This window comes from Bradyrhizobium septentrionale, from assembly GCF_011516645.4.
Classification (GTDB): domain Bacteria; phylum Pseudomonadota; class Alphaproteobacteria; order Rhizobiales; family Xanthobacteraceae; genus Bradyrhizobium; species Bradyrhizobium septentrionale.
This window is the reverse complement of record NZ_CP088287.1, coordinates 55435-80139: the sequence shown is the minus strand read 5'-3', so window position 1 is coordinate 80139 and position 24705 is coordinate 55435. Positions and strand designations below refer to the sequence as shown.

Annotated in this window: 9 protein-coding genes and 9 pseudogenes; 9 read left to right on the top strand and 9 right to left on the bottom strand. The window is 61.0% G+C overall.

Going from position 1 to position 24705, the window contains the following annotated elements; genetic code table 11:
• Positions 1-89: 89 nt before the first annotated feature.
• The 4 genes and pseudogenes from HAP48_RS49590 to HAP48_RS51115 form a co-directional block, all read left to right on the top strand.
• A pseudogene (locus HAP48_RS49590) lies at positions 90-338 on the top strand (IS110 family transposase); the annotation flags it as partial.
• 476 nt (positions 339-814) lie between these two features.
• The gene (ltrA, locus tag HAP48_RS49585) at positions 815-2146 is read left to right on the top strand and encodes a group II intron reverse transcriptase/maturase (protein ID WP_224496640.1); all 1332 of its coding nucleotides are present in this window, start codon (positions 815-817) and stop codon (positions 2144-2146) included.
• Between the two features lie 119 nt (positions 2147-2265).
• A pseudogene (locus HAP48_RS49580) lies at positions 2266-3051 on the top strand (IS110 family RNA-guided transposase); the annotation flags it as partial.
• 406 nt (positions 3052-3457) lie between these two features.
• Entirely contained in the window at positions 3458-3805 is a 348-nt protein-coding gene (locus HAP48_RS51115) for a helix-turn-helix domain-containing protein (RefSeq protein WP_338029007.1), read from the top strand.
• On the opposite strand, the pseudogene HAP48_RS49570 reads toward HAP48_RS51115, so the two are convergent.
• Positions 3723-4022, bottom strand: a pseudogene (locus HAP48_RS49570) (Ku family protein); the annotation flags it as partial. The gene HAP48_RS51115 and the pseudogene HAP48_RS49570 overlap by 83 nt on opposite strands.
• Before the next feature lie 665 nt (positions 4023-4687).
• On the opposite strand from HAP48_RS49570, the gene ltrA (HAP48_RS49565) reads away from it, so the two are divergent.
• Positions 4688-5938, top strand: a complete 1251-nt coding sequence (gene ltrA, locus HAP48_RS49565) for a group II intron reverse transcriptase/maturase (RefSeq protein ID WP_166208664.1) — start codon at positions 4688-4690, stop codon at positions 5936-5938.
• A 338-nt stretch (positions 5939-6276) separates the two neighbouring features.
• Here the strand turns inward: ltrA (HAP48_RS49565) and HAP48_RS51110 are convergent.
• The 3 genes and pseudogenes from HAP48_RS51110 to HAP48_RS49550 all read right to left on the bottom strand — a co-directional run bounded on the left by HAP48_RS51110 (position 6277) and on the right by HAP48_RS49550 (position 9740).
• Positions 6277-7304, bottom strand: a pseudogene (locus HAP48_RS51110) (IS110 family RNA-guided transposase).
• A 125-nt stretch (positions 7305-7429) separates the two neighbouring features.
• Complete coding sequence (locus tag HAP48_RS49555) at positions 7430-8401, bottom strand: hypothetical protein (protein WP_176399280.1); 972 nt, start codon at positions 8399-8401, stop codon at positions 7430-7432.
• Positions 8402-8708: 307 nt separating this feature from the next.
• Entirely contained in the window at positions 8709-9740 is a 1032-nt protein-coding gene (locus tag HAP48_RS49550; protein ID WP_420869927.1) for an IS110 family RNA-guided transposase, read from the bottom strand.
• Here HAP48_RS49550 and HAP48_RS49545 point away from each other — a divergent pair.
• Positions 9649-10077: pseudogene (locus HAP48_RS49545) on the top strand (IS630 family transposase); the annotation flags it as partial. The gene HAP48_RS49550 and the pseudogene HAP48_RS49545 sit on opposite strands and share 92 nt — an antisense overlap.
• Before the next feature lie 5 nt (positions 10078-10082).
• Here the strand turns inward: HAP48_RS49545 and HAP48_RS49540 are convergent.
• A pseudogene (locus HAP48_RS49540) lies at positions 10083-10626 on the bottom strand (IS21 family transposase); the annotation flags it as partial.
• Positions 10627-10798: 172 nt separating this feature from the next.
• On the opposite strand from HAP48_RS49540, the pseudogene HAP48_RS49535 reads away from it, so the two are divergent.
• Positions 10799-11809: pseudogene (locus HAP48_RS49535) on the top strand (IS1380-like element ISBdi2 family transposase); the annotation flags it as partial.
• A 79-nt stretch (positions 11810-11888) separates the two neighbouring features.
• Here HAP48_RS49535 and HAP48_RS49530 read toward each other — a convergent pair.
• The 3 genes and pseudogenes from HAP48_RS49530 to HAP48_RS49520 all read right to left on the bottom strand — a co-directional run.
• Complete coding sequence (locus HAP48_RS49530; protein ID WP_224497278.1) at positions 11889-18875, bottom strand: shikimate kinase; 6987 nt, start codon at positions 18873-18875, stop codon at positions 11889-11891.
• A gap of 299 nt (positions 18876-19174) precedes the next feature.
• Complete coding sequence (locus HAP48_RS49525) at positions 19175-19408, bottom strand: hypothetical protein (protein WP_166218334.1); 234 nt, start codon at positions 19406-19408, stop codon at positions 19175-19177.
• Between the two features lie 1338 nt (positions 19409-20746).
• Positions 20747-21286: pseudogene (locus tag HAP48_RS49520) on the bottom strand (IS1380-like element ISNha3 family transposase); the annotation flags it as partial.
• A 733-nt stretch (positions 21287-22019) separates the two neighbouring features.
• On the opposite strand from HAP48_RS49520, the gene HAP48_RS49515 reads away from it, so the two are divergent.
• Together HAP48_RS49515 and ku are read left to right on the top strand one after the other, a co-directional pair.
• Positions 22020-23149, top strand: a protein-coding gene (locus HAP48_RS49515; RefSeq protein ID WP_166206328.1) for an IS3-like element ISRj2 family transposase whose coding sequence is annotated in 2 segments (ribosomal slippage) — positions 22020-22272 and positions 22272-23149 — 1131 coding nt in all. Because the reading frame shifts where the segments join, the coding sequence is not laid out codon by codon here.
• Between the two features lie 146 nt (positions 23150-23295).
• Positions 23296-24079: pseudogene (ku, locus tag HAP48_RS49510) on the top strand (non-homologous end joining protein Ku); the annotation flags it as partial.
• Here the strand turns inward: ku and HAP48_RS49505 are convergent.
• Entirely contained in the window at positions 24076-24696 is a 621-nt protein-coding gene (locus HAP48_RS49505; protein WP_166309196.1) for a hypothetical protein, read from the bottom strand. The pseudogene ku and the gene HAP48_RS49505 sit on opposite strands and share 4 nt — an antisense overlap.
• Positions 24697-24705 lie beyond the last annotated feature (9 nt).

The following is a 24705-nucleotide window of genomic DNA, read 5'->3' as shown; positions in this document are numbered from 1 at the left end:
CTGATTGATGTGGTGGAACGGCCCGCTCCGACAGCATCATCGTGCTAAAACGTGGTCGTTGTTCGAACGCCACAAGGAGGGACCGTTCCATGAAGCAGGTTAGCACCATCGGGTTGGATTTGGCGAAGCACATTTTTCAAGTTCACGGCGCGGGTGCCGATGGCTCGCCGGTGTTCAACCGGAGACTACGGCGCAGCGAGGTCCTGCATTTCTTCTCGAAGCAGCCGGCCTGCCTTGTCGGAATAGAAGCCTGTGGCAGCGCTCACTATTGGGCACGCGAGATTGCAACTCTCGGCCATGAAGTGCGGCTGATCCCACCAGCTTACGTCAAGCCGTTTGGTGCGCCCCGACGGCGCGCATTACCAGTGGAGGAAGGATCCACCCAGAGAATTGTCGATTGATCTGGTAGCTGACGAGCGGTTTGGACGAGCAATCGGACGGATCGAAGCCTCGTGACAAAGGTCGCTTTTGGCGGCCGAGCAATCCAGCGGGCCGTAACGTGAGTGAAGCCTGAGCACGCCTCGAAAGTTACGATGTGAATGCCGACCCGATCGTATGGCGGGGAAGGCCGCGCTGACAGGGAAGCAATCGACGCATGCACCTGTCCGGTTCACCGGGGTAATGGGCACGGCACGCCGGAAAGGTAGTGCGGGTAATCGGGGGAGACCCGTCTTGGTCGAAGGTCGCGCCTTCAGCATCGAGTAGTCGATGGACCGGACGGGAGTCGGACAGGGTCGTAGTACTGATGAAACCGGGTAATTCCGGCGGAGGAAAGGACCCTGACTTCAGGTGCGCTTTTGAAGATGGCGAGGGAATGGGTCGATTGGCGATGAGCCTACAAACGCCCGATAAGATCAGGAGCCTTCAGAGAAAGCTTTATTGCAAGGCGAAGGCGGAGCCTGCCTTCCGTTTCTATGTGCTGTACGACAAGATCTGCCGCGAGGACATTCTGAGCCATGCCTACAAGCTGGCCCGCGCCAACGCGGGTGCGCCAGGAGTGGACGGAACAACTTTCGAGCAAATCGACGCGTCGGGACTCGAAGCATGGTTGGCCGGCCTGCGCGATGAACTCGTCACGAAGACTTACCGGCCCGATCCGGTGCGGCGGGTGATGATCCCGAAGCCCGGCGGCGGCGAACGTCCACTCGGTATCCCAACAATCCGGGACCGGGTCGTCCAAGCTGCCGCAAAGATCGTGCTGGAACCGATCTTCGAGGCGGATTTTGAGGACGGTGCTTATGGATATCGCCCGCGTCGTAACGCGGTCGATGCAGTCAAGGAAGTGCACCGGCTTGTGTGCCGGGGCTACACGGACGTTGTTGACGCCGATCTGTCGAAATACTTCGACACGATCCCGCATTCGGACCTCCTCAAATCGGTGGCCCGACGCATCGTTGACCGGAATGTGCTGCGGCTGATTAAGTTATGGCTGCGAGTACCGGTCGAGGAGCGGGATAGCGACGGGAAACGGTGCATGAGCGGCGGTAAGAGCAACAAGCGTGGCACGCCACAGGGCGGTGTCATCAGTCCGCTGCTCTCCGTCATCTACATGAACCGGTTCCTGAAGCATTGGCGTCTCAGCGGTCGGCGTGAAGCATTCCATGCCCAGGTTATCTCCTATGCCGACGACTTCGTCATTCTCAGCCGCGGCCACGCGGAGGAAGCATTGACGTGGACGAAAGCGGTGATGACCAAGCTTGGGTTGACGCTCAACGAGACTAAAACCTCGGTGAAGAATGCCCGATTGGAAAGCTTTGACTTCCTTGGGTACACGCTCGGACCCCGCCGCTTCCGCAATGGGGGACGGTGGTATCTTGGCGCGGCTCCGTCCAAGAAAAGCGTGCTGCGGATCAAGAGGAAGGTCAGCGTACTGCTGACGCCGGGCAACAAGGGCGCTTGGCCCGAAGTACAAGCACGACTGAACCGCCTTCTGCGCGGCTGGTCCGCTTACTTCAGCTATGGCTCTCTTGCTACGGCTCATCAGGCCGTTGATCGACACGTCTTCGACCGCGTGCTCGCCTTTCTGCGCAGACGACATAAGACGCCAGGACGTGGCGTCAGACGGTTCTCTGATCGGATCCATGGGAACCCTGGCGTACTTGTGCTGAACCGCGTGCGCAAAGTGTCGCCGACGTGCGCCTTGTGACAAAACCTGTCGGAAAGCCGGATGCGGGAAAACTGCACGTCCGGTTTGATGAGCGGGGAGAGGAAACGGAACGCGCAACAAGCGCATCACCGCGCCTCTCCTCGACTCTACTGAAGCGTGGAAAAACGGATGCGGCGGATGCCGAGGCCATCAGCGAAGCCGTGACTCGCAAGACCATGCGCTTCGTTCCGATCAAAACGGCCGAGCAACAAGCCGGAACGATGGTCCTGAAGAGTCGCGCACTTCTGGTGAAACAGCAAACGCAGACGATCAACGCCCTGCGCTCGCATCTGGCTGAGTTGGGCATCATTGCCGCCGCCGGCCGGACAAAGGTCGAGGCGTTGGTTGCAATCGTACGGGATGTAGCAGATATCCGCTTGCCTGCGGCAGCGCGCTTCGCGCTGACGGCAGTTGCCGATCAGATCGAGGCTCAGGCGGACCAGATTGACAAGCTCGAGCGAGCCATTGTTGCTGCGGCAAGGACCGACAAGGACATGCGCCGACTGACTACCATCCCCGGCATTGGAGCCATTACAGCGGCGACCATCAAGGCGCTGGTGCCAGATCCCGGCGGCTTCAAATCCGCTCGTCACTTTGCTGCCTGGCTGGGACTGACGCCGCGACAGCATTCGAGTGGGGGCAAGGAGCGGATGGGGCGAATCTCGAAGATGGGAAACCCCGAACTTCGGAGCCTCCTCGTTCTTGGGGCGACATCCGTCCTGCGAATTGCCCGGAAGGCTGATCGGGCGCCGCCATGGTTGAAGTCGCTGCTCGCCAGACGTCCGTACAAGGTGGCAGCGGTCGCACTGGCCAACAAGACAGCGCGAATTGCCTGGGCGCTCTTGAACAGGGGTGGGATTTATCGGCATCCGGAGACGCTAGCGACGACTACGCCTGCCGCTTGATGAATACAGCAGTTGTCAAAGAGATCTGACCGGCGCGGGCCGGCAGAGGGCAAGGAGCAATAACAGGCGATGAACCCACGGGACGAAATCCCGACACGAGTGAGGCTGGCGCGACAATGCGCTTCAAGCGCGTCTGATTGATTTAGCCCCTTGTGTCGCGGACTTCATCGAGGCCAGCGGTCATGCGCCGCGCTTTACAGGCCGTATACATGACCGCACCGCTCCCATGTGTGAAGTCGACTGAGAAAGCTCTTGCGCCCGCGGGCCGTTCCATACATGTCGCGCTATACAGTATGCTGATTCCGCTCGATGTCGCCCACCAATCCGGGATGATGTCGCCCGGGGTGACGAGGCCTCTTCTGGCTCCGATACGGTCCCGCCTTTCGGCTTTGCGAAGGGGACCTGGATGCCGACGGAGAGGTTTGCGATGCGCCATGTGCGCGATGTGATCAGATTGAAGTCGGCCGGGATGCCGACCCGCGAGATTGCGCGGCGGGTCGGCACGGCCCCTTCGACGGTGCGGTTGACGATCCGCCGGTTCGAGGCGGCGGGGCTGACCTGGCCGTTGCCAGACGACGTCACCGACACGGTGCCGGAGGCCCGGCTGTTCGCCAACGCCGGAGCCGGTCCGGGCACCCGGCGGCAGGCGTCACCGGATACTTCACGCCGACTTTCGCCGCGCCGCCGACGCTCTTGCGCAGCGCGTCCATCAGATCGACGACGTTCTCGCCGCGCGGGCGCTCCTTCGGAGTGATCGGCTTGCCCGCTCGCTTCTGGTTGATGAGATCGACCAGCGCCGTTTCGTACTGGTCTTCGAACTTGTCGGGTTCGAAGTTGCCGGCCTTCTGCTCGACGATGTGCCGGGCCAGTTCGAGCATATCCTTGGTGACTTTGACGTCATCGATTTCGTCGAAATACTCCTTCGGATCGCGCACTTCGTAGGGGTAGCGCAGCAGCGTCCCCATCAGGCCTGTCAATCGGCCCTTTAATTGCGGTTTGTTGTCAAGCTTACATTTCTGAACTCGCCCACGGCACGGAGGTAGTGCTCGCGCCGTCGGAGCTGGTCCGGGTTGGTGCGCCACGACGGCGCGAAGAAGGAGGTAGATCAATTGACCTAAAGCCTTCAAGCAGCCTTGCTGTGCAAGAGATGAGGGTAGGCCCCTCGGGCTCGGATTGCAGGATCAGAGTCCAAACCACCACAAGCTGCTTCGACACAACGGTCGAGGTGGTGAGCGTTGTTGGAAAAGGCGGGCGCAAGCCCGTCAGGTAAGCCTCAGGAAGGCGAGCGGAAGCGAACCGCCGATGAAGCATCGAAAACCAGTACAGACGTTGTCGAAACCAAGGGTTCAACCCTTCCTTGGGAGCAAGCCTATCGGGAGCCTGGTTACTGGATGGGTGACGACCGGTGTAGAGGCGGCGCGATCCTGATGGCAGGCTCTTACACGGAACGTGGGAACCTGTGTCGTGATGCCAAGGGAGAACCTGAAAGCGGCAGCACCGCTGAGGGGAGAGTACCGATGCACGGCGCAGGGGCGGACGGGTTCGCAGTAGTGATGAAGCCTGGTAATGCAGGTGGAGCGAAGGGACCCGATCATCTGGCCAACGACAACAGCCAACCCGCAATGGGGATGAACTGATGTCCGAGGCAAAGCCGTATGATATCTCCAAGCACCTTGTTTGGCAGGCTTGGAAACAGGTCAAAGCAAACCAAGGGGCCGCGGGCGTGGATGGCGTCTCCGTCGCGGCGTTCGAAAAGGACCTGAAGAGGAATCTCTACAAGGTCTGGAATCGCATGTCGTCGGGGACGTATTTTCCACCGCCTGTTCGTCTCGTGGAAATCCCCAAATCCGATGGCAAGAGTGTCAGGAAACTCGGCATTCCCGCCGTCGGAGACCGAGTGGCCCAGACGGTCGCAAAGATGGTCATAGAAAAGGAAGTGGAGCCAGTCTTCCACCCCGACTCTTACGGCTATCGGCCCGGACGCTCTGCGCTCGATGCGGTGGGGAAGGCGCGCGAGCGCTGCTGGAAATTCGATTGGGTCATAGACTTGGACATCAAGTCGTTCTTCGATACGATTCCATGGGACCTGATGGAAAAAGCTGTAGCCCACCATGTGGAATTGGGCTGGGTTCGTCTCTACGTCAGACGGTGGCTGCAAGCCACCGTGGAGCGGAAAGACGGGACCCGCGACGAGCGAACACGAGGAACCCCTCAGGGTTCTGTCGTCTCGCCCGTACTCTCCAATCTCTTCATGCATTATTGTTTCGATGCATGGATGCAACGGACCTTCTCACACCTGCGCTTCGAAAGATTCGCTGATGATGCGATCGTCCATTGCTGGAGTGAGGAGGAGGCCAAAGCCGTACTGGGAGCGATCCGTAATCGCCTTGCCGAGTGCGGTCTGGAACTCCACCCGGAGAAAACCCGGATCGTCTACTGCAAGGACAACAATCGGAGCGGAGGGTACGAGCAAATCACGTTCGACTTCCTCGGCTACACGTTCCGGCCGCGCAAAGCTCGGGACAGCAAGGGTGAGAAGTTTGTCAGCTTCGCACCGGCCATCAGCCGCAAGGCAGCCAAGGGAATCCGGCAGGCTATCCGCGAATGGCGGGTGACAAGCAGGAGCAACCAAACGCTGGAAGACCTAGCCAAACTGATCGACCCTGTCGCGAGAGGATGGCTGAACTACTACGGGCGGTTTTACCGCTCGGAGTGCGTCAACGTCCTTCGTCACGTCAACATGGTGCTCACCCGGTGGGTGATGGGGAAATATAAAAGGTTCAAGCGCCGGAAAACTGCGGCCATATCCTGGCTAGGACGTCTCGCAAAACGAGCGCCAAGCCTGCTGTATCTGTGGAAAGTCGGCATCAGACCAACGGCTGGATGATAGAAGCCGGATGAAGCGCGAGCTTCACGTCCGGATTCGTGAGCGCCTGGGGGTGAAATTCCCCCGGGCGACTCGACCGGAGACGGCGCGGGCGCGGCTGATACGTGCTTTGCCGGCCAGGCATTGGATCGCCGGGGCTGGTTGATGTCTTCGCTGGGGTCACGGTCCTTTCCGAGGTCGCGCAGCGCCTCATGATGATGTCCGGGTCGGGCGCCTCAACGTTTGCAGCGGAGTGCGGACGAGCCGCCACCAGCCGATTGACCGAGGTCGCCACAACACCGTTCCCAGCGGGACATCGCCAGTCCGGCAGCCCGGACCAGGAACTTTACAAGATCGGATCAGGCTTCCTTCGCCTGGCCCCAGTCGAACGATGTGCCGTCGACCCAGATACAGTGAAGAACGATGGCGATTTTGCGCGCGATGGCGACCTTTGCCTTTCGCATGCCAATCCGATTGGCGAGCTTCATGCCCCAAGCCTTGAGAGAGGACCATTTCTTCGTTCGATAAAGCAGGACGGTCGCCGCCTCGTACAGGTACGTTCGGAGAAGACGGTCGCCCCATCGTGATATCTTGCCGTTGATGTCAGTTTCACCAGACTGGTTTCGTCGGGGCGTAAGACCCAGATAGGCGCCGACGCTTGATGCCGATCGGAAGCGCGATGGGTCGTCGATCGTATGGCGGAAGGCCAAGGCGGTCACCACGCCGACACCAGGAACCGTCATCAGGCGGCGCGTCGTCTCATCCGACTTCGCCAACTGGCGGACTTCGTCGTCGAACTTGCTTTGCTGCTTGCAGATCTGCTCATGGATCGACAGAAGCGGCGCGATCACACCGAGGAGTTGATGATCTTCGCCCAATAGCTCGCAGACCTGATTGCGAAACTTCAGTCCGATCGCGCGTGGGAAGAGCAACCGTATTCTTTGATTAGACTGCGGACCTGGTTCTCGATATCTCGACGAATGGCCACGAGCCGAGATCTCGCGATGAGTATCGCGCGGATCTTCTGACTTTCCTCACTCTTGACTTTGACTTCTCGATACCAGCCAACCCGCACCAATTCGGCCAGACCTCGAGCATCATTCCGATCGCTCTTGTTCATGCGTACGGACAAAGCCGCGTGGGCATGCCGCGCGTCGATGCAGACCACCGGAAGATCAACCCTACGAAGTTCATGCCATAGCCAACTCGCCATCGCCCCGGTCTCAAATCCGATGCGCTCCGCCTGTGGCGCCCGCTTGCGAAGTAGTGCCGTGAGCGCCCCCGGGTCGGACTTGGCCTTTCCCTCGAACAAGACCTGACCCACTTCGTCGACCACACATACTGACGTTTCTCTTTGCGAGACATCCAGCCCAACATATTGCTTCATAGCCCCCTCCGATTCGCGAGATTGCGGGAAGGCTTGAAGATAGCGGACCTTTCGAGCCGCGGGCGCCGACCGCAATTACGTCATCGTTTGCAAATTTGCCCCGCGTATTGCCTCAGGAAGTAATGTTACCCGGGATGAAGGTCTACGAACTGCCCCAGACCGGTCTCGAGCCGCGGCCAACTCGGTGGAGAGGCTGTGGGCGGGGCGGAGTGCTCATCACACGCAGCGCCGTCCACAGCCTCGGGCCGTATTTCATCCACGGGCATGGATACGATGGCAGTCTCCGCCACCTTCCGCCGGAGGGACCGAAGCAGGCGCTGAACGATCGAATGCTGCTTGTCGCTGAACATCGAAGGATCGATCGTGGCGAGCCTGCCCACGATGGCCAGTGCAGTGAGCTGTGGCTCGACGGCGAGCCAGTTCTCGATGATCGCGAGATGGGGATCGAGCTTCGAGGGCATGCGAATACGCTTTTTGTATCGCCGTTTCGGCCGGCGGTGCGTGCCCCGCACTTCGGCGGTTTTTGCCGCCGTGCCGAGCGATCGGGCAAACGAGAGCGGATCAGCCGGCGATACGGTGGGAACCTTCGCAAGACCGCGCTTGCCGATCCGTTCGCCGAGCTCTTCCTGCGCCGTGCGGATCGTGGCAAGCAATTGTATGGGATCGAGAGTCCGATACGTCTGGCGCAGACGGCGCTTGACCGCTGATGGGAGTTTCGGGTGCCCCAGTGCACGTTCGTATGGTGTGGCAGGCGGATGATAGCGTTTGATGATCTTGGCACCCTCGCGGCGCTTCTCTTTGAGCTTGAATGACGGCTGGAAGAAGTTCACCAGCAGGCGCGCCGCCGCGTAGAGACGTGCCATCACGCGGGCCGTCTCGACCCCGTCGAAGCGCCCGTATCCGACGAGCCGCCGGACCACCGCACCGTTCTTCTGCTCCACGAAAGCCTGATCGTTCTTTTTGTAGGCACGTGACCGCGTTACCTCGATCTTCTGTGCTCGGCACCATGGAACGACGACGTCGTTCATGAACGCGCTGCCGTTATCGAAGTCGGCGCCACAGATCACCCACGGGAACAGGCCCTGTGCTCGCGTCATCGCTTCCACGACGAGGCTTATAGCGCGACATGTATGGAACGGCCCGCGGGCGCAAGAGCTTTCTCAGTCGACTTCACACATGGGAGCGGTGCGGTCATGTATACGGCCTGTAAAGCGCGGCGCATGACCGCTGGCCTCGATGAAGTCCGCGACACAAGGGGCTAAATCAATCAGACGCGCTTGAAGCGCATTGTCGCGCCAGCCTCACTCGTGTCGGGATTTCGTCCCGTGGGTTCATCGCCTGTTATTTCTCCTTGCCCTCTGCCGGCCCGCGCCGGTCAGATCTCTTTGACAACTGCTGTATTCATCAAGCGGCAGGCGTAGTCGTCGCTAGCGTCTCCGGATGCCGATAAATCCCACCCCTGTTCAAGAGCGCCCAGGCAATTCGCGCTGTCTTGTTGGCCAGTGCGACCGCTGCCACCTTGTACGGACGTCTGGCGAGCAGCGACTTCAACCATGGCGGCGCCCGATCAGCCTTCCGGGCAATTCGCAGGACGGATGTCGCCCCAAGAACGAGGAGGCTCCGAAGTTCGGGGTTTCCCATCTTCGAGATTCGCCCCATCCGCTCCTTGCCCCCACTCGAATGCTGTCGCGGCGTCAGTCCCAGCCAGGCAGCAAAGTGACGAGCGGATTTGAAGCCGCCGGGATCTGGCACCAGCGCCTTGATGGTCGCCGCTGTAATGGCTCCAATGCCGGGGATGGTAGTCAGTCGGCGCATGTCCTTGTCGGTCCTTGCCGCAGCAACAATGGCTCGCTCGAGCTTGTCAATCTGGTCCGCCTGAGCCTCGATCTGATCGGCAACTGCCGTCAGCGCGAAGCGCGCTGCCGCAGGCAAGCGGATATCTGCTACATCCCGTACGATTGCAACCAACGCCTCGACCTTTGTCCGGCCGGCGGCGGCAATGATGCCCAACTCAGCCAGATGCGAGCGCAGGGCGTTGATCGTCTGCGTTTGCTGTTTCACCAGAAGTGCGCGACTCTTCAGGACCATCGTTCCGGCTTGTTGCTCGGCCGTTTTGATCGGAACGAAGCGCATGGTCTTGCGAGTCACGGCTTCGCTGATGGCCTCGGCATCCGCCGCATCCGTTTTTCCACGCTTCACAAACGGCTTGACGTAAGCTGGTGGGATCAGCCGCACTTCATGGCCGAGAGTTGCAATCTCGCGTGCCCAATAGTGAGCGCTGCCACAGGCTTCTATTCCGACAAGGCAGGCCGGCTGCTTCCAATCACGCAGGATTGCCAGCGTCACAACATTGTTTGCGGCGCTCGAAGTCGCCACCGGAAAGATCATCGCGGCGCATTCAAAACGCCGACGCCGCGTCGAGTTTCTCGACTTCATGAACAGCGTCACCGCGGCTTTTCCGAACCGGAAGCTTCACGTCATCCTCGACAACCTCAACACCCACAAGAAGAACGAGCATTGGCTCAAGGCCCACCCCAACGTGCAATTTCATTTCACGCCGACAAGTGCGTCTTGGCTCAATCAGGTCGAGGTATGGTTTTCGATCTTGCAGGGGCAGTCGCTCAGCGGCACCTCCTTCACAAGCCTCACGCAGCTTCAGGAGCACATCGATGCCTACGTCAACGCATACAACGACAGAGCCGAGCCCTTCGTCTGGACCAAGAAAAAGGTCCGTCAACGCCGTTTCAAAGGCCGCCGTATCACTCAGCTCTGATTCTGGGTAGTAGGTGTAGTTCGAGGCCCCCATCGCCGCGACAAACAGCTTCATGGCGTGCACTTCGCCGGTGATGGGATCGAAAATATCGATGGTGTCACCGGCGAAATCGACGAACACCTTCTCGCCACCCAAGTGGGTCTGGCGCATGCTCGGCTGCGCCCGCTGCTTCCAGGCCTCGAAGGTCGTGCAAAACCAGGTATAGCCAAAGCCGTCCGGATTGGCGGCGCGATACTCTTCCCACAATAGCAGGCGCGTCACGCTGCGGCGGCGTAGCTCCTTCTCGACATAAGCCCAATCCGGTGACGGGCGCCTGTCGCTTTGCGAGGCTGCCGTCGGCGCCGGGAACAGCAACAGCTCCAGGCCCTCGTCGTCCAGGCCGTCTGGCAGCGGCCAGGTCAGCCCCGCAAGGCGCGCGCGACGCACGTATCCATGCACGACGCCATTGCTCACGCCCAACATCCGCGCGATGACGCGCTCGGTCAGGCCCTGGTGCCTCAAACGTAGAACTTCTCTGATCCGGCGCATCGACAATCTCTGGGTAGGCATCAGGCTTCCTCATTGGTTGAATGAGAAACCCGTAGCCCGGTTGAATTGTCGGCCGAAGCGTCCGGCGCGTCGAAAAACGTGCTCACGATCGCCTGAAATCGCTGCTCACGATCCTCTGAAATCGTTGCTCACCATACGCTGAAATCCGTGCTCACGATCTTGCGAAACACGCATCGATATGTTCCGCGCGCGCATGTTCGCGATCTGCTGCGGCTACGAGGACGCCGACGACCTCGATCATCTGCGGTCCGATCCCGCATTCAAGCTGGCCTGCGGACGGCTGCCGGACACGGGTCGCGATCTGTGTTCCCAACCGACGCTGTCGCGGCTGGAGAATGCTCCGCGCCTGCGCGACGTGATCCGGCTGACCTACACTTTGGTCGACGCATGGATGGATAGCTACCCGCGCGAGCCGGCATCCGTCACGCTCGACATCGATGATACCTGCGATGTCGTCCACGGCCATCAGCAGCTCTCGCTGTTCAACGCTCATTATGACGAACGCTGCTTCCTGCCGATCCACGTCTACGACACGGAGAAGAGCCGGCCCGTGGCGGTCGTGCTGCGGCCCGGCAAGACGCCGGGCGGCGTCGAGGTGCGTGCCCACCTGCGCCGCCTGATACGGCATATCCGGACGCGGTGGCACAACACGCGAATTACGTTCCGTGGCGACGGGCACTATGCCCGGCCGGAGGCAATGGCGTGGTGCGAGACCAACGGCATCGACTACATCTTCGGTCTGTCCGGCACCAAGCCGCTCGCCAGAAAAGTCGACGAGGCCGCCGACGACATCCGCACGCGACGCGTCATCGAGAACCTGCCGGTTCTGCGTGGCTATACCGAGACGCGCCACAAGGCCAAGTCCTGGGATCGCGAACGGCGTACCGTCGCCCGTATTGAGGCGACGATGCTCGGCCTCGACATCCGTTTCGTCGTCACCAGCCTCGATGTCGGCTCGGCCGAGTGGATCTACGACAGCCTGTATTGCGCGCGCGGCCAAGCCGAGAATCTGATCAAGCTGCATAAGACACAGCTCGCCTCCGATCGCACCAGCTGCCGTTCGGCGCTCGCCAATCAAGTCCGCCTCGTTCTCCACACCGCCGCTTATTGGCTGATGCTGACCGTGCGCGACGCGATTCCCAAAGCCCGGGAATTGGCCACTGCCGAGTTCGCGACGCTGCGCTGGTTCCGGTCCTTCGTGCCCGGGGGCCCAGGCCGTCGGCGTGAGCCGCTCCAGCCTGAGCTATCCGCCCATGGCGACATCAGCCCCTGAGTCGGTTCTGCAGTGCCTGCCGATTGGCAACGAGGTTGCTGAGGTTCCGCAGGTCTGGCTCCCGTCCTTGCTCCAATTGCCTAACCAGCGCCCGCGTGCCGTCCACCACGAAGACGCCGCAATCATACCCGTTCCGCTGCTGGGCCATGCCGGCTCGCTCGAGGCGGAGGTGCAGCCGACCTGCGAGATGTTCTGCATCCTTGTTGTTGAGTCCCCCGTAGGAATCGTAGTGATAGGCGACCGGCCGGCCCCGGTCGCGGCGATCAACGAACAGCAGCGACCAATGGTTGCCGAGGCTATTAGGATCTTCAGGATTGGCATTAATCACGGGCAGGAACAGGAAGTCGGCTGTATCGTTACCATTATCGTAGACGATGCGCTGGAATTCGGTTCGCACGACGCCATCGTCGTTAGAGCGCAGATAATTTAGGACGATGAGGGGATTCACGAACCGCGTCCGGGCGGCGAGATCCGGATGGTACCTCTGCAAATCCTGCTCCTGGAGCCGGTAATCCCTGTCGATATGCTCGTCGCCCAGCCATTCCGTGTCCTCGAGCACCAGCCCGCGGCCGTGGGACGAGGCTGTCGGACCTAAAGCCCCGATCTGAGCATCAGCGGAGGTGCTCGGAAACGGCCGTACAGAATTAGCATCGTCGCGTGATTCGGACGGCGTGTGCGCATCCAGATCAACAAAAGACTCAAGACCGCCGTAGGTGTCTGACGGAGCCCTGCTGGTTGATGGTGAGGCCGGCTCTTGCATCTGCCGCCGCGCCAGCTCCTCGCGCAACCACGCCAAAGCTTCATCATCCGAGAAGGCTGGCGCCGGAGAAAGCCCTTGCGGCGAGCCGGGCTGTCGAACGCCCTGGTGATGACCCGGTACTGGCCCGGCAAACGGCGGCGGAAAGTCAGGCGCCGGGCTCCAAGCATTGTCACGCAACTCGAACGGTGCGGGCGGATTCGGATGAACCGCGGCCTCAAGACCGCCCTCGATGTCTGAAGGAGCCCTGGCAGAGTGCGCTGACGCTGCTTCCAACGCGCCCGCCTCGTCGCAAAGGTAGGCATGCAGCGCGGCCACACATTGATCCGCGTTCTTGTTGTCACGCTTTCCTGGGATGATGGTGAGATCGGCAAGTTGATAGAACGGTCCGCGTTCGCGGATCAGTTGCGTGATCTTGTCCCCCCGGTCCTCGGTCTGCAACAGCGGACGGGTGGTGTCACGAGCAAGGCGTTTTCTGATCTCGCCCGCGTCGGCATTGAGCCAGATCGAGAGCCCCTTCTCGGCGACGTGGCGCCGCGTCTCCTCACGCATGAACGCGCCGCCACCGGTGGCGAGCACCGCGGGTCCCCGCTCGAGACACTCCGCGATCAAACCCGCCTCGAGGTCCCTGAAATGCGGCTCTCCTTTGGCCGTAAAAATGTCTGATATCGACATGCCTGCCGCCGTCTCGATTTTTTTGTCGGAGTCGATGAAGGGCAGCCCCAGTCGTCGCGCAAGATACGGACCGATGGTGGATTTGCCGCAACTGGGCATCCCGACGAGCACGATCGGCCGCCCGTCGAGGGCCGCGACAACCTCCTTTGCAGTCGGTGATCGCTCGGCCGTCCTTGTCTGTTGGGCAGATCGCGCCGCGCCGACACCAGCTGTAGGTGCTCCTTCGATGGACCAATGGGAAATAGCTCCAACACCCTCCGGGATCGCAACTTCTTTGCAGACCTCGCGCACGCGCTGCGTGAGCTGCTCCATCTTACGGTCATCGGGTGCATCGCTTCTGCGCAGTCGCTGGAGCTCCTTATAGGTATCGTGATTGGCCAATTTGGCCTGGTAGCTGCCCGGCGTATGAAACTCCGCCTCGAAGCGGTAGCCATCCGGCGTGGCGAGCACAGTCTTGATGCCGACAATGGTCGGAGCGCTCACCCTGAACCAGTTTGCTGTGCTGATTTCGGTGTAGCCTTGCTCCTCAAACGACAGAATGGCTTTCCGGAAGGCCTTTGCAAAATCCTTATCGGGTGCTTCGAAGACATGGCGCACGGCGCTGCTGATCAGCTGTGAGGCGCCTTCGGGGACATCATTCACAACCATGAGTTGGTCTCTGAGGGAGCTTTCCGACCTCAATCGATGGTCGAAATGGGGCATCTTCACATCGATGCCCGTGTGCCGGAGATCCTTGGCAACCTGAAGCGCCGCTGCAGTGATCGCCTTCTCTTCGACTGCGGCGCGCGCCACCTCGGTTTGGGCGCGCTCCGAGGCCTGCTCGCGAGTTAGCGTCAATGTGATGGCAGAATCCTCGGCAGGCTGCCGGTCAAAGGGGCGGGGCAGAATCCCTTGCTCCGCAGCAAGGTTGATCGAGGCCTCCATGATTGAAGCCGCCAATGTGGGATTGTCCTTCAGATCCTCCAAGGTCGTGTCGACATTGAACATCCCGTGATTGAGGGTCGTCGCCATGCTCTTGACATAGGGCACCGACTTCAGGCCCGGCGTCTGCTGCAGGAGCCTCTGGAGCCCTTGGCTTTTCTTCATAAACAGCTGGACGCTGGTGTCGGATTTAAAGGCATCCGTTCCGACCTTGATGCCGAGGCTCAGGAGGTTGCTTGCGCTTTGCACGAGGTCATCCGCACTGTACCCATCCGGCCGCGGACTGATGCGCGGAGGATAGTTGTCGAGCACGGCCTGGATACGGTCGCGCGGGTGCGTCGCCGCCGGATAGGTCTCCGCCAGGTCTGGGAAAAGCTCCGCAAGCGCCGGGCTCACCGTCAACTTGGTATCGCGCGCGCTTTCGACTGTTTCGACCAGCACCTGCTCATCCAAGCTTGCTGCCCATGCCTCAAGGTCGGTGACGAGTAACTCGGCAATTTCGTGGGCGACTGCATGGTCTGCAACCTTGATTTCGGGCCTCGCTCTGTCGAGCATTTGCTCGACATCCTGGGCGCTCACCTGCTCCTGGTTCAGTAATTGACGGATGTCGCGCTGAAGTTCGTGATGAAGCCCCTCGTAAGTTCCAAACACTGAGCGCTCGGCAAACCAACGTCGTGCTTGATGGGACTGCGCCAGAAAGCTCCGCTGCAGGCCGCTATAAATCTCCAAAGTATCCCGCGTCGCCGCGAGGATCTGGCTGGCACGACTGAATTTGTAATCATTGCCCTCGATTGCCGGCGTATGGGACTTTGGCGGCTTGAGCGAGCGGACCCCGCGGGCCTGCTCCTTGTCATCGAACAGGCGAACATGCTCATAGAGCTGCGGCCGATCACCGACGATAACGATCGTATCTCCGTCGAAATCGCCGTCGAGTTTTTTCTGCTCACCGGTCGGGACGGCGACCAACGAGCCCGGAGCGAACACCTCGGTCGCCTGCAGGATACCGACGCAGTCGACCAGCGTGTCCGCCTTGACGCGGTCCTTGCGCTCGGTCCAGTTCGAATGGCACTTGACGTCCTCGGCCGACATCACCAGGCCGCGATCGGTGTAGTCGGCCGGCCACAGCTCGTCCGGCACCACGATCAGAATGCCTTTGGCAAAGAAGCTCGGATCGTCGGCCGCCAGCTCCTCCCGCGACTTCTCAGCGACGCTGAAACTATATTGCATGGCCACGCATCTATCGAGGAATGCCGCAGTCGGATCCCCATCAGCCGCCGACTTGACGCGCTCGTAGGCAAGCGGGCGCAGGTTGGGGGCGTCATAGGGAGATCGCCCGATCAGCACGCCTCCCGTTCCCGTCAACGTCTCGCTCTTGCACTCTGGCACGTGGAGGTAATCGTCACTGGACGGGACGGCAACCGCGCCGGAACCGTCGATGTGGCCTGCTGTCACCGTACGAAACAGCTGCTCGCCTATCAGGCTTTCCCCTCCTCTGCTCTCCAGCCAAGCCTTGGCTTTCTCGCGCGCCTCGCCCGCCACTCGCTCACTCCGCGGATAATGTTGCAGCGCCGAGCTCGGTACGGACGATCTCCTTCCTTCGCCATAGGCCGGCATCCGATCGGGACCTTCCTCCGGGCCGGCACGGCGAACGGCGAGCATACGCTCGGCCAGCGAGGCCTTGATGAAGCCACAGCCGTCATGCGGTCGCAGAGCAATCGGGCCTTCCGGTCCGGTCAGTCTGAAGGGATGCGCCTCGTTGGCCGGGCGGTCCGGCGCCAGCAACAGCTTGAAGGCGCCCTCGAGCGCGTAGTCGTGAGGGCCCAGATCCTTGATTGCAGGTGGCGCCGCAAACCCCCTGCGCTGAGTGTACCAATAGGCCTCTTTGAACGGCGCCCAGGCGCGCGATAGCTTCTCGAATGACGTGCCCGGAGCGGTTTCGGCATAGGGAATGGCGAGCAGCTTTCCTCCCGAAGATGCTACCGCCGGTTTGGCTGGAGCATTGGCGGCGATTTCGAGCACGGTCGGTTTTGGTGCCTTTAACTTGCTGCCGCCGAACAGGTCCATGCGGTAAGGCACACCCTTGTAGGTGAGCGTGCGCGCCAGCATGAAGGCGCTCGGTTTTGCTAGCAGCTGCACGGCGACCACCTCTATCGCCCCCGAGGTCAGCCGATGAAAGATCGAGTATCGTGTCTCGGGCTCCGTGGCGAGGGGCCGTCCCTGCATGTCCACCACCGGCAACCGCATTAGACCTGCCTCGCCCTGTGGGGGCCTCGGCTCGTGATCCATGGTTCGCAATACCTCGTGGCCATCGAATATGGACGCAGGATGCTTGTCCAGGATCGTTGCCGCGTTCTGCTCGACGAATGCGTCCAGCGCATCGACCGGGCTTTCCGCCTCGATCTGTGCGATCAGGTTCCAGCTCATGTTGGAAAGATCGCCCTGGATGAGCTCGCGCGTACTAGCCAGGGTCTCTTTGGTACCGTGCCGCAGCTCTTGCTGCCTCTTGCGCAAATCGGCCTTCTTGCCCTCGATAACCGGCCGCTTGAACATGTTCGCCAGGACCGCACGAGCCTTGATCACCTGATAGATCGAGAGCGCAGGACCGCGACTGGCGAGCGGCCCACGGATTCGCTCTGCTGCGCTCGCATTGAAGTGTGCCTCGATCTTTTGCTCCACGACCGGCTGGAGATCGTTCAGCAAGTGGAGAGCCACTCTGCGGTGCCAGCGCAGGTGCGGGCTGCGCGCCAGCGGCACCAGCGCGGCACAGAGATTGCCCATGGTCTCGAGGTTATTCTCAGCGGCAAAACCGGGGGCACGATGCAGTTCGTTGAGCCGATCCAACCCGGTCGAGGCGAGTGAACCCAGATCCTCGAACAGCCGGGCCTTCGCCAAGGCCTTGAAAATGGTGGCGATGGTCCGAACATCGCTCTGCTCCAGCCGATCATTGTCGTAGTGAAGGTGATGGGCCAGCTGATGCAAGCGATCCTTCAGCAGAGCGGTCTCTGTGATCTCTCCCGCCTCCTCCCCTCTCACGATACTTCGCCCCAGGGCATTGGCGATCATGCCGAACTGAGGCGTCGTGAAGGCACCGAAGCGTTGGCCTGCCCGGCCTAGTCCGCGTGCGATGTCCACCAGCGCCCGGTGACACGCTGCGTCGTCCGGCCATTTGCTGAAACCGTTCACCAGGTTCGCCAGCTCCTGCGGGTTAAAACGCGAGAGCTTGGACGGCACCTCACCGGCGATTGCGACGGCAGCCTCGCGACAGCCCGCCGCGTCCGGCCATTTGCTGAAACCGTTCACCAGGTTCGCCAGCTCCTGCGGGTTAAAACGCGAGGGCTTGGACGGCACCTCACCGGCGATTGCGACGGCAGCCTCGCGACAGCCCGCCGCGTCCGGCCATTTGCTGAAACCGTTCACCAGGTTCGCCAGGTGCTGCGGGTCAAAACGCAAGAGCTTGGACGGCACCTCACCGGCGATTGCGACGGCAGCCTCGCGACAGCCCGCCGCGTCCGGCCATTTGCTGAAACCGTTCACCAGGTTCGCCAGCTCCTGCGGGTCAAAACGCAAGAGCTTGGACGGCACCTCACCGGCGATTGCGACGGCAGCCTCGCGACAGCCCGCCGCGTCCGGCCATTTGCTGAAACCGTTCACCAGGTTCGCCAGCGCCTGCGGGTCAAAACGCAAGAGCTTGGACGGCACCTCACCGGCGATTGCGACGGCAGCCTCGCGACAGCCCGCCGCGTCCGGCCATTTGCTGAAACCGTTCACCAGGTTCGCCAGGTGCTGCGGGTCAAAACGCAAGAGCTTGGACGGCACCTCACCGGCGATTGCGACGGCAGCCTCGCGACAGCCCGCCGCGTCCGGCCATTTGCTGAAACCGTTCACCAGGTTCGCCAGGTGCTGCGGGTCAAAACGCAAGAGCTTGGACGGCACCTCACCGGCGATTGCGACGGCAGCCTCGCGACAGCCCGCCGCGTCCGGCCATTTGCTGAAACCGTTCACCAGGTTCGCCAGCGCCTGCGGGTTAAAACGCGAGAGCTTGGACGGCACCTCACCGGCGATTGCGACGGCAGCCTCGCGACAGCCCGCCGCGTCCGGCCATTTGCTGAAACCGTTCACCAGGTTCGCCAGGTGCTGCGGGTCAAAACGCAAGAGCTTGGACGGCACCTCACCGGCGATTGCGACGGCAGCCTCGCAACAGCCCGCCGCGTCCGGCCATTTGCTGAAACCGTTCACCAGGTTCGCCAGCTCCTGCGGGTTAAAACGCGAGAGCTTGGACGGCACCTCACCGGCGATTGCGACGGCAGCCTCGCAACAGCCCGCCGCGTTCGGCCATTTGCTGAAACCGTTCACCAGGTTCGCCAGCTCCTGCGGGTTAAAACGCGAGGGCTTGGACGGCACCTCACCGGCGATTGCGACGGCAGCCTCGCGACAGCCCGCCGCGTTCGGCCATTTGCTGAAACCGTTCACCAGGTTCGCCAGCGCCTGCGGGTTAAAACGCGAGAGCCGGGACGGCACCTCACCGGCGATTGCGACGGCAGCCTCGCGACAGCTCGCCGCCGCGGAATGTCGGCCGAACGATAATGCGAACAGAGAAAGTGCGATGGGATCGATTTGCTTCATAAGCGCCCTGTCGAGGCGCGACAACCGAACCGCTAAGGCCTGGCAAGCTCTTTTGCCGGCCTCACCTCCAGCTTCCCGGCTCACCACATTGCATGTCGTGGCGTACCCCCATGAGGACCGGATATTTTCCTCCAACTGCGGCACAAATCGAGCATCGAAACGGAAAGCTGCGGTTTGCAGAAAGTCTGAAAGATCCTGCCTTCCCAGCTGCTTGCTGTAACGTACCACTGCGCGTGAGAAAACGCTGATGTCGCGAGCGCTGGCGATTTCCCTTAAGGCGGCATTTAGTAAGGCGGCATTTAGTTCATTAGAATGTCTGAAATACCCTTCCGGCACTCCAACTTGGACATTCTGCAGGGCAGCATTGTCGACATGCGACCTCCCGGTTCGGCCTCTTCGGTCAGAGATGGATTGGCCATACGGCGCCAGCCTGCCTGCTTGCGGGCGTTCGGCGGCTCGATCGGCGCGTCGCCGGTCACCATCCGAAGCCGATGGAGTAGTTTCCAGATTGGCTGCGCCACGATAAGTTCCATGGGCTCGCTCCGAGCTCCCAGGCTGGAATGGTTGCGCGGGCGCATCGGCGACGCGCCACCTTCCTGGTCTGCCACTTCCCTCAGACACGGACTGCGTATCCAGTGGGCGTCTGCTCGCGTGCGAGCTTTCAGCCTCTCGATCGTCGCGCCAGGACTCCTCGCCACTCGGACGCAAGAAGCCCGCATCTGGCCTTGGTCTCCCACTGTACGTTCTATAAGGCCGCTGCAGGCCCGGGGTTTGGACATTCTGGGTAGGCGCATCGTGGGCGTGTCCCCCTTCTGGTCCACCCCCCCCGTGCGACGGGAGAGGGCGTCCTAGCGAGCTTTCCGCCTCTGGATCGTCGCGCCGCAGCGCCCCATCAGTTCGCGACGAGCCGGATTCCGGCAAGGAGCGCAAACGACGACGACTTCCACGGATTGCGCCCTGCAGCGCGACCCCAAAGAGCGGATGTGCGCCGGAGGAGGGAACAGCAAATCGGCCTGCACCGCTGTCGCGCTGCGTGCTGCGAGAATCCGAGGGACCTGAATCCTGAAGCTCGGAAGGCATCCGATCCACAATGGAACTGAACGATTGCCCCTCTTCACCAGGAGCACAAGCCGGTCCAGAGCTGGAACCGTCAGCGCCTCGACCTTCACCGGCACCAAATTCCGAAATGGGCGATCCGCGCCCGTCAATGCGTCTCATATTCTTTATCCAATGTACTGGATGCCTTGCCCTCACGAGTGCGACAGCCACTTGTCGGCTCGACCGCTTGTCCTCGTTGTCTGATGAGCTACCGAATGGGTTCGCCGAATCAGCGACCTCCAAACACGCGGAGCCCTTTAATCGCATGCCCCTTAGGCATAAGAGACTTCGAGCTCGCGGTGAACGTCAAGTGGAGCCAAGTGCGTCCCCTTTTCGCTGCCCGTTTGCTAACCGATCTCGCCGTGATTCCTGCGCCCTTCGATAGCCCATCGGCAACGCGACAGCTGTATTGAAGACTGACAATGATGTGCCCATTCCGATCACCTAGAGGCTGGCTCGCGATCAGTTTCATGCATGGTGCAGTCGAGCGACGGACAGCAAGCGCCCCCCCGATCAAGGCCAGTAAACCGAAAGTAGAACATAATACGGCTGCTCCATTCGTCAGTGCTTTCGCGGGCTGCGCGGACTTATACAACTTGACGCAAGGTCCGATTCAAGCTCTCCGCTCTATGTCGCGTGGATGGTACTCATGGACTTTCGCCCCTCTTCCGCGCAAGTGTCTTGCAGCAACAACTTGATGCTGCTGTTGGCCCTAACTAAAGCCCGTAGCCGAGTCGTCGGCAAGGACGGGTGTGTTTCGGCATGGAATAAGGGAAGCAGCGTTCGTCATAATGAGCGTTGAACAGCGAGAGCTGCTGATGGCCGTGGACGACATCGCAGGTATCATCGATGTCGAGCGTGACGGATGCCGGCTCGCGCGGGTAGCTATCCATCCATGCGTCGACCAAAGTGTAGGTCAGCCGGATCACGTCGCGCAGGCGCGGAGCATTCTCCAGCCGCGACAGCGTCGGTTGGGAACACAGATCGCGACCCGTGTCCGGCAGCCGTCCGCAGGCCAGCTTGAATGCGGGATCGGACCGCAGATGATCGAGGTCGTCGGCGTCCTCGTAGCCGCAGCAGATCGCGAACATGCGCGCGCGGAACATATCGACAAGGCTGTGCACGACCCGCGTCGGATCGCGCCGATCCGGGAACACCCGGGCCAAATTGTCGGCCAAGCCGAGACGCCGCTCGGCCATCGCCAGAAGCATCACGCCCCCGTTCGAGGTCAGCCGACCGCCATCGAAGGCAGCTGTGACTTTCTTGGCGTGAACGGCTGGAAACGAGAAGGGCAGAATCGTATCATCGGTCATGGCGGGCCTGGCGTTCGCGGTTGAGGTGATGGGGTTGGCTTTGCAACCGAATCCTACGCCGCATCAGCGCTTTACACCACGCTCGCCAGCCTCTCAGGCGCACTCTGACGAATAAGACGGGTTAGCAATCCGGCCATGACTTCTCCGAAGAGGCCCTTCTGAGTCACGACGGGGAAGACAAATCGGGTATACAATCGTAGACGCGCTACCATCGCCCGCATCAGGATGAAGGTCGATGGCAATATCTGCGTGAAATGCGGTATTATGGCCCAAACGCCACAAGCTAAATTGTCTGGCTGAAGCCACCCCTTAAGTGAACGGTCCCGGTCGGGGCTTGGGGGCTTCAAAACCGGGACCGCCCAGGGCACGCCGCCAGCGCGGAAGGCGCCCCACATTCTAAGGTTCTGGTTCCTCGGAGGTTCCAAGCGCCTCGTTGCTCTCCGCCAACAATCTTTTTGTGGCGATGATCAATCTTATACAGACGACTTCGATCTATTCTGAACGCCTAGATTTCCTCCAACACCACGCCTTCCAATTCCATCGCTCGCAATGCATGCGAGGAAGAACGTCGGTGGCGTTTGCGCCATAATACCGGTGAAATGTTTCTCGCGCATCCAGATGAGCTGATTCAAAGTATGGACGAAGAGAGCTGGCTCCGCAAATTCGGACAGTAGCTTGAGTGGATTTTCTGCCTGACAGCGGCGAGGATTCTTGCTGCGAATCAGGAGCGAAGATGACGAAGAAGAGCCGCCGGATGCATTCTCCGGCATTCAAGGCGAAGGTTGCTTTGGCTGCGGTCAAAGGCGACAAGACGCTGGCGGAGCTGGCGCAACTGTTTGATGTTCATCCGAACCAGATCACGATCTGGAAAAACCAGCTCCTGGAAGGCGCCGCCGGCGTGTTTGGGCATGACAAGGCGTCGGCCGAGACGCCGGTCGATTTGAAGGCGTTACATGCCAAGATCGGCGAGCTGGCGTTGGAAAACGATTTTTTGTCCGGCGCGCTCACCAAGGCGGGCCTGCTGAGCGCAAAGCGATGATCGACCGCGGTCATGATCTTTCTATCGTGCGCCAGGCGAAGGTCCTGAAGCTGGCTCGCAGCACGGTCTACTATGAACCTCGGCCAGTTTCGGCCGAGGACCTTGCCTTGATGCGTCGGCTCGATGAGCTGCATCTCGATTATCCCTTCGCGGGAGCGCGTATGCAGCGATCGTTGCTGCGGCGGGAGGGCGTATACGCCGGTCGCCGCCACATCGCGACGCTGATGAAGCGCATGGGGATCGAGGCGGTCTATCGTCGCCCGAACACGAGTAAGCCGGCACCGGGTCACAAGATCTACCCGTACCTGTTGCGCGGATTGAAGATCGAGCGGCCCGACCAGGCGTGGGCAATGGACATCACCTACATTCCGATGCGGCGTGGCTTCGTCTATCTCGCGGCGGTCGTCGATGTGTTCAGCCGACGGGTCCTGGCCCATCGCGTCTCGATCACAATGGAGGCGGCCTTCTGCGTCGAAGCGGTCCAGGAGGCGTTGGCGAAGCACGGCAGGCCCGAGATTTTCAACACGGACCAGGGCAGCCAGTTCACCAGCCTCGAGTTCACCGATGTGCTGCTGGACGCGAAGATCGCCATCAGCATGGACGGCAAGGGCGCCTGGCGCGACAACGTGTTTGTCGAGCGGCTCTGGCGCACGGTCAAATACGAAGAAGTTTATCTCCGCGCCTACGACAGCGTGTCCGAGGCGCGAGCGTCAATTGCCAAGTATCTGGCCTTCTACAATCAGGGACGCCCTCACTCGAGCCTTGACGGGCGCACGCCCGACGAGGCTTACTTCGGCACGCAAGCTATGGTGATCGCCGCATGACCGTCGCCGACGATTTTGTCGTCGCTCTGGTCGGGCTACGCCCTCCCGACGCAACGACAAAATCGTAAGGCCCCGCGTTCAGCATAACCCGGCAGGAATCCACTTAAATCCCGCGGGGCGCTGTCCAAACAACCGGCGCCAGCTCTTATCTGAAGGTCGATGCGGACACCGGCGAGCAGGTCGCCAACGAGGACATCGTCAAGGGATACAAGGTCGATACCGACACCTTCATCGAGGTGACAAAGGAAGAGCTAGAGAACGTGGCGCTCGAATCCACTAGGACCATCGAGATCGACGAGTTCGTCGAAAAATCGGAGATTGATCCGCGATACCTGATCCGCCCCTATTACCTGCGTCCGGACGGGAAGGTGGGGCACGACGCCTTCGCCGTGATCCGAGAGACCATCCGCGAGATGAACAAGGTAGCCATCGGTCGGGTTGTCCTGACCAACCGCGAGCACATCATCGCGCTCGAGCCGCTCGACAAGGGCCTCGTCGGCACGCTGCTGCGCTACCCCTACGAGGTGCGCGGCGAGGCGGAATACTTCGACGAGATCCAGGACGTCAAAGTCACCAAGGACATGCTCGATCTCGCCAAGCACATCGTGAACCAGAAGTCCGGGCGGTTCGAGCCAGAGGTTCGAGGACCACTACGAGACCGCCCTGGTCGAGCTCATCAACCAGAAGCGCGCCGGCAAGCCGATCACGCCGAAGGAGCGCCCGCGCGCGAGCAACGTCGTCGACCTGATGGAGGCGCTTCGGCGCAGTGTCGGCGGCGCTGCGGCCGAGACGAAGGCTTCGAAGAAGCCGGCCAAGAAGCGGAAGGCGGCGCCCGGCCAGAAAGAAATGCTCATGCCGATCGCCGGCAAGAAGCCGAAGGAGGCGGCGGCAAAGAAGCCGGCGGCCAAGCCGCAGCGGAGGTCCGCCTAGGAGGCGGGTTTGAGCGGCTTGGCGGCGGGGACGAACTTCTTTTCGGTCACGACCGCGCCTTCTCCGCCCGTGGCGATCTCCATGATGTCGAGCCCGGATTTCTGAATCATCAGCTTCCAGACCTCGTTGAGGTCGTCGTGCGCGTTGATGATCATATCTGGCGAGCACAAGCGCTCCCAATCGCCGCTAAGGTCGATCTTCTTGCCTTTCTGACCGTCAGTCTTGTCGATGAAATCCTTCTCGACTTCGATCGTCTGTGGCTTCCTGTGAGCGAGAGTATCGCGCAGCCGCTTCATGGCGCCGATGGAGCTGAACGGCCGCTTGGACCAATCCGGCGTGATCTTGAGCTTCTGGAAGACCCTGTCGATCTTCTTGTGATAGTCGTCTCTTTCGTTCCAGAGTCCGACGAGCCGGTCACCCATGAAGTTCAGGTAGGCCTCGAACGAGAACGCCAGCATCGTGCCGGCCGCCATGCAGTCGAACGTCAGCGCATCCGTGATCCCGTTCTCGACCTTCTTCTTGACGATCTCGGTGAAATAGAAGGCCGCGCCGTCCAAGTCGTTGTGGATGTTGATACGCTTGGTCTGCTGGACCTTCTTGTGAAACTTCTCTTCCATCCGATCGTC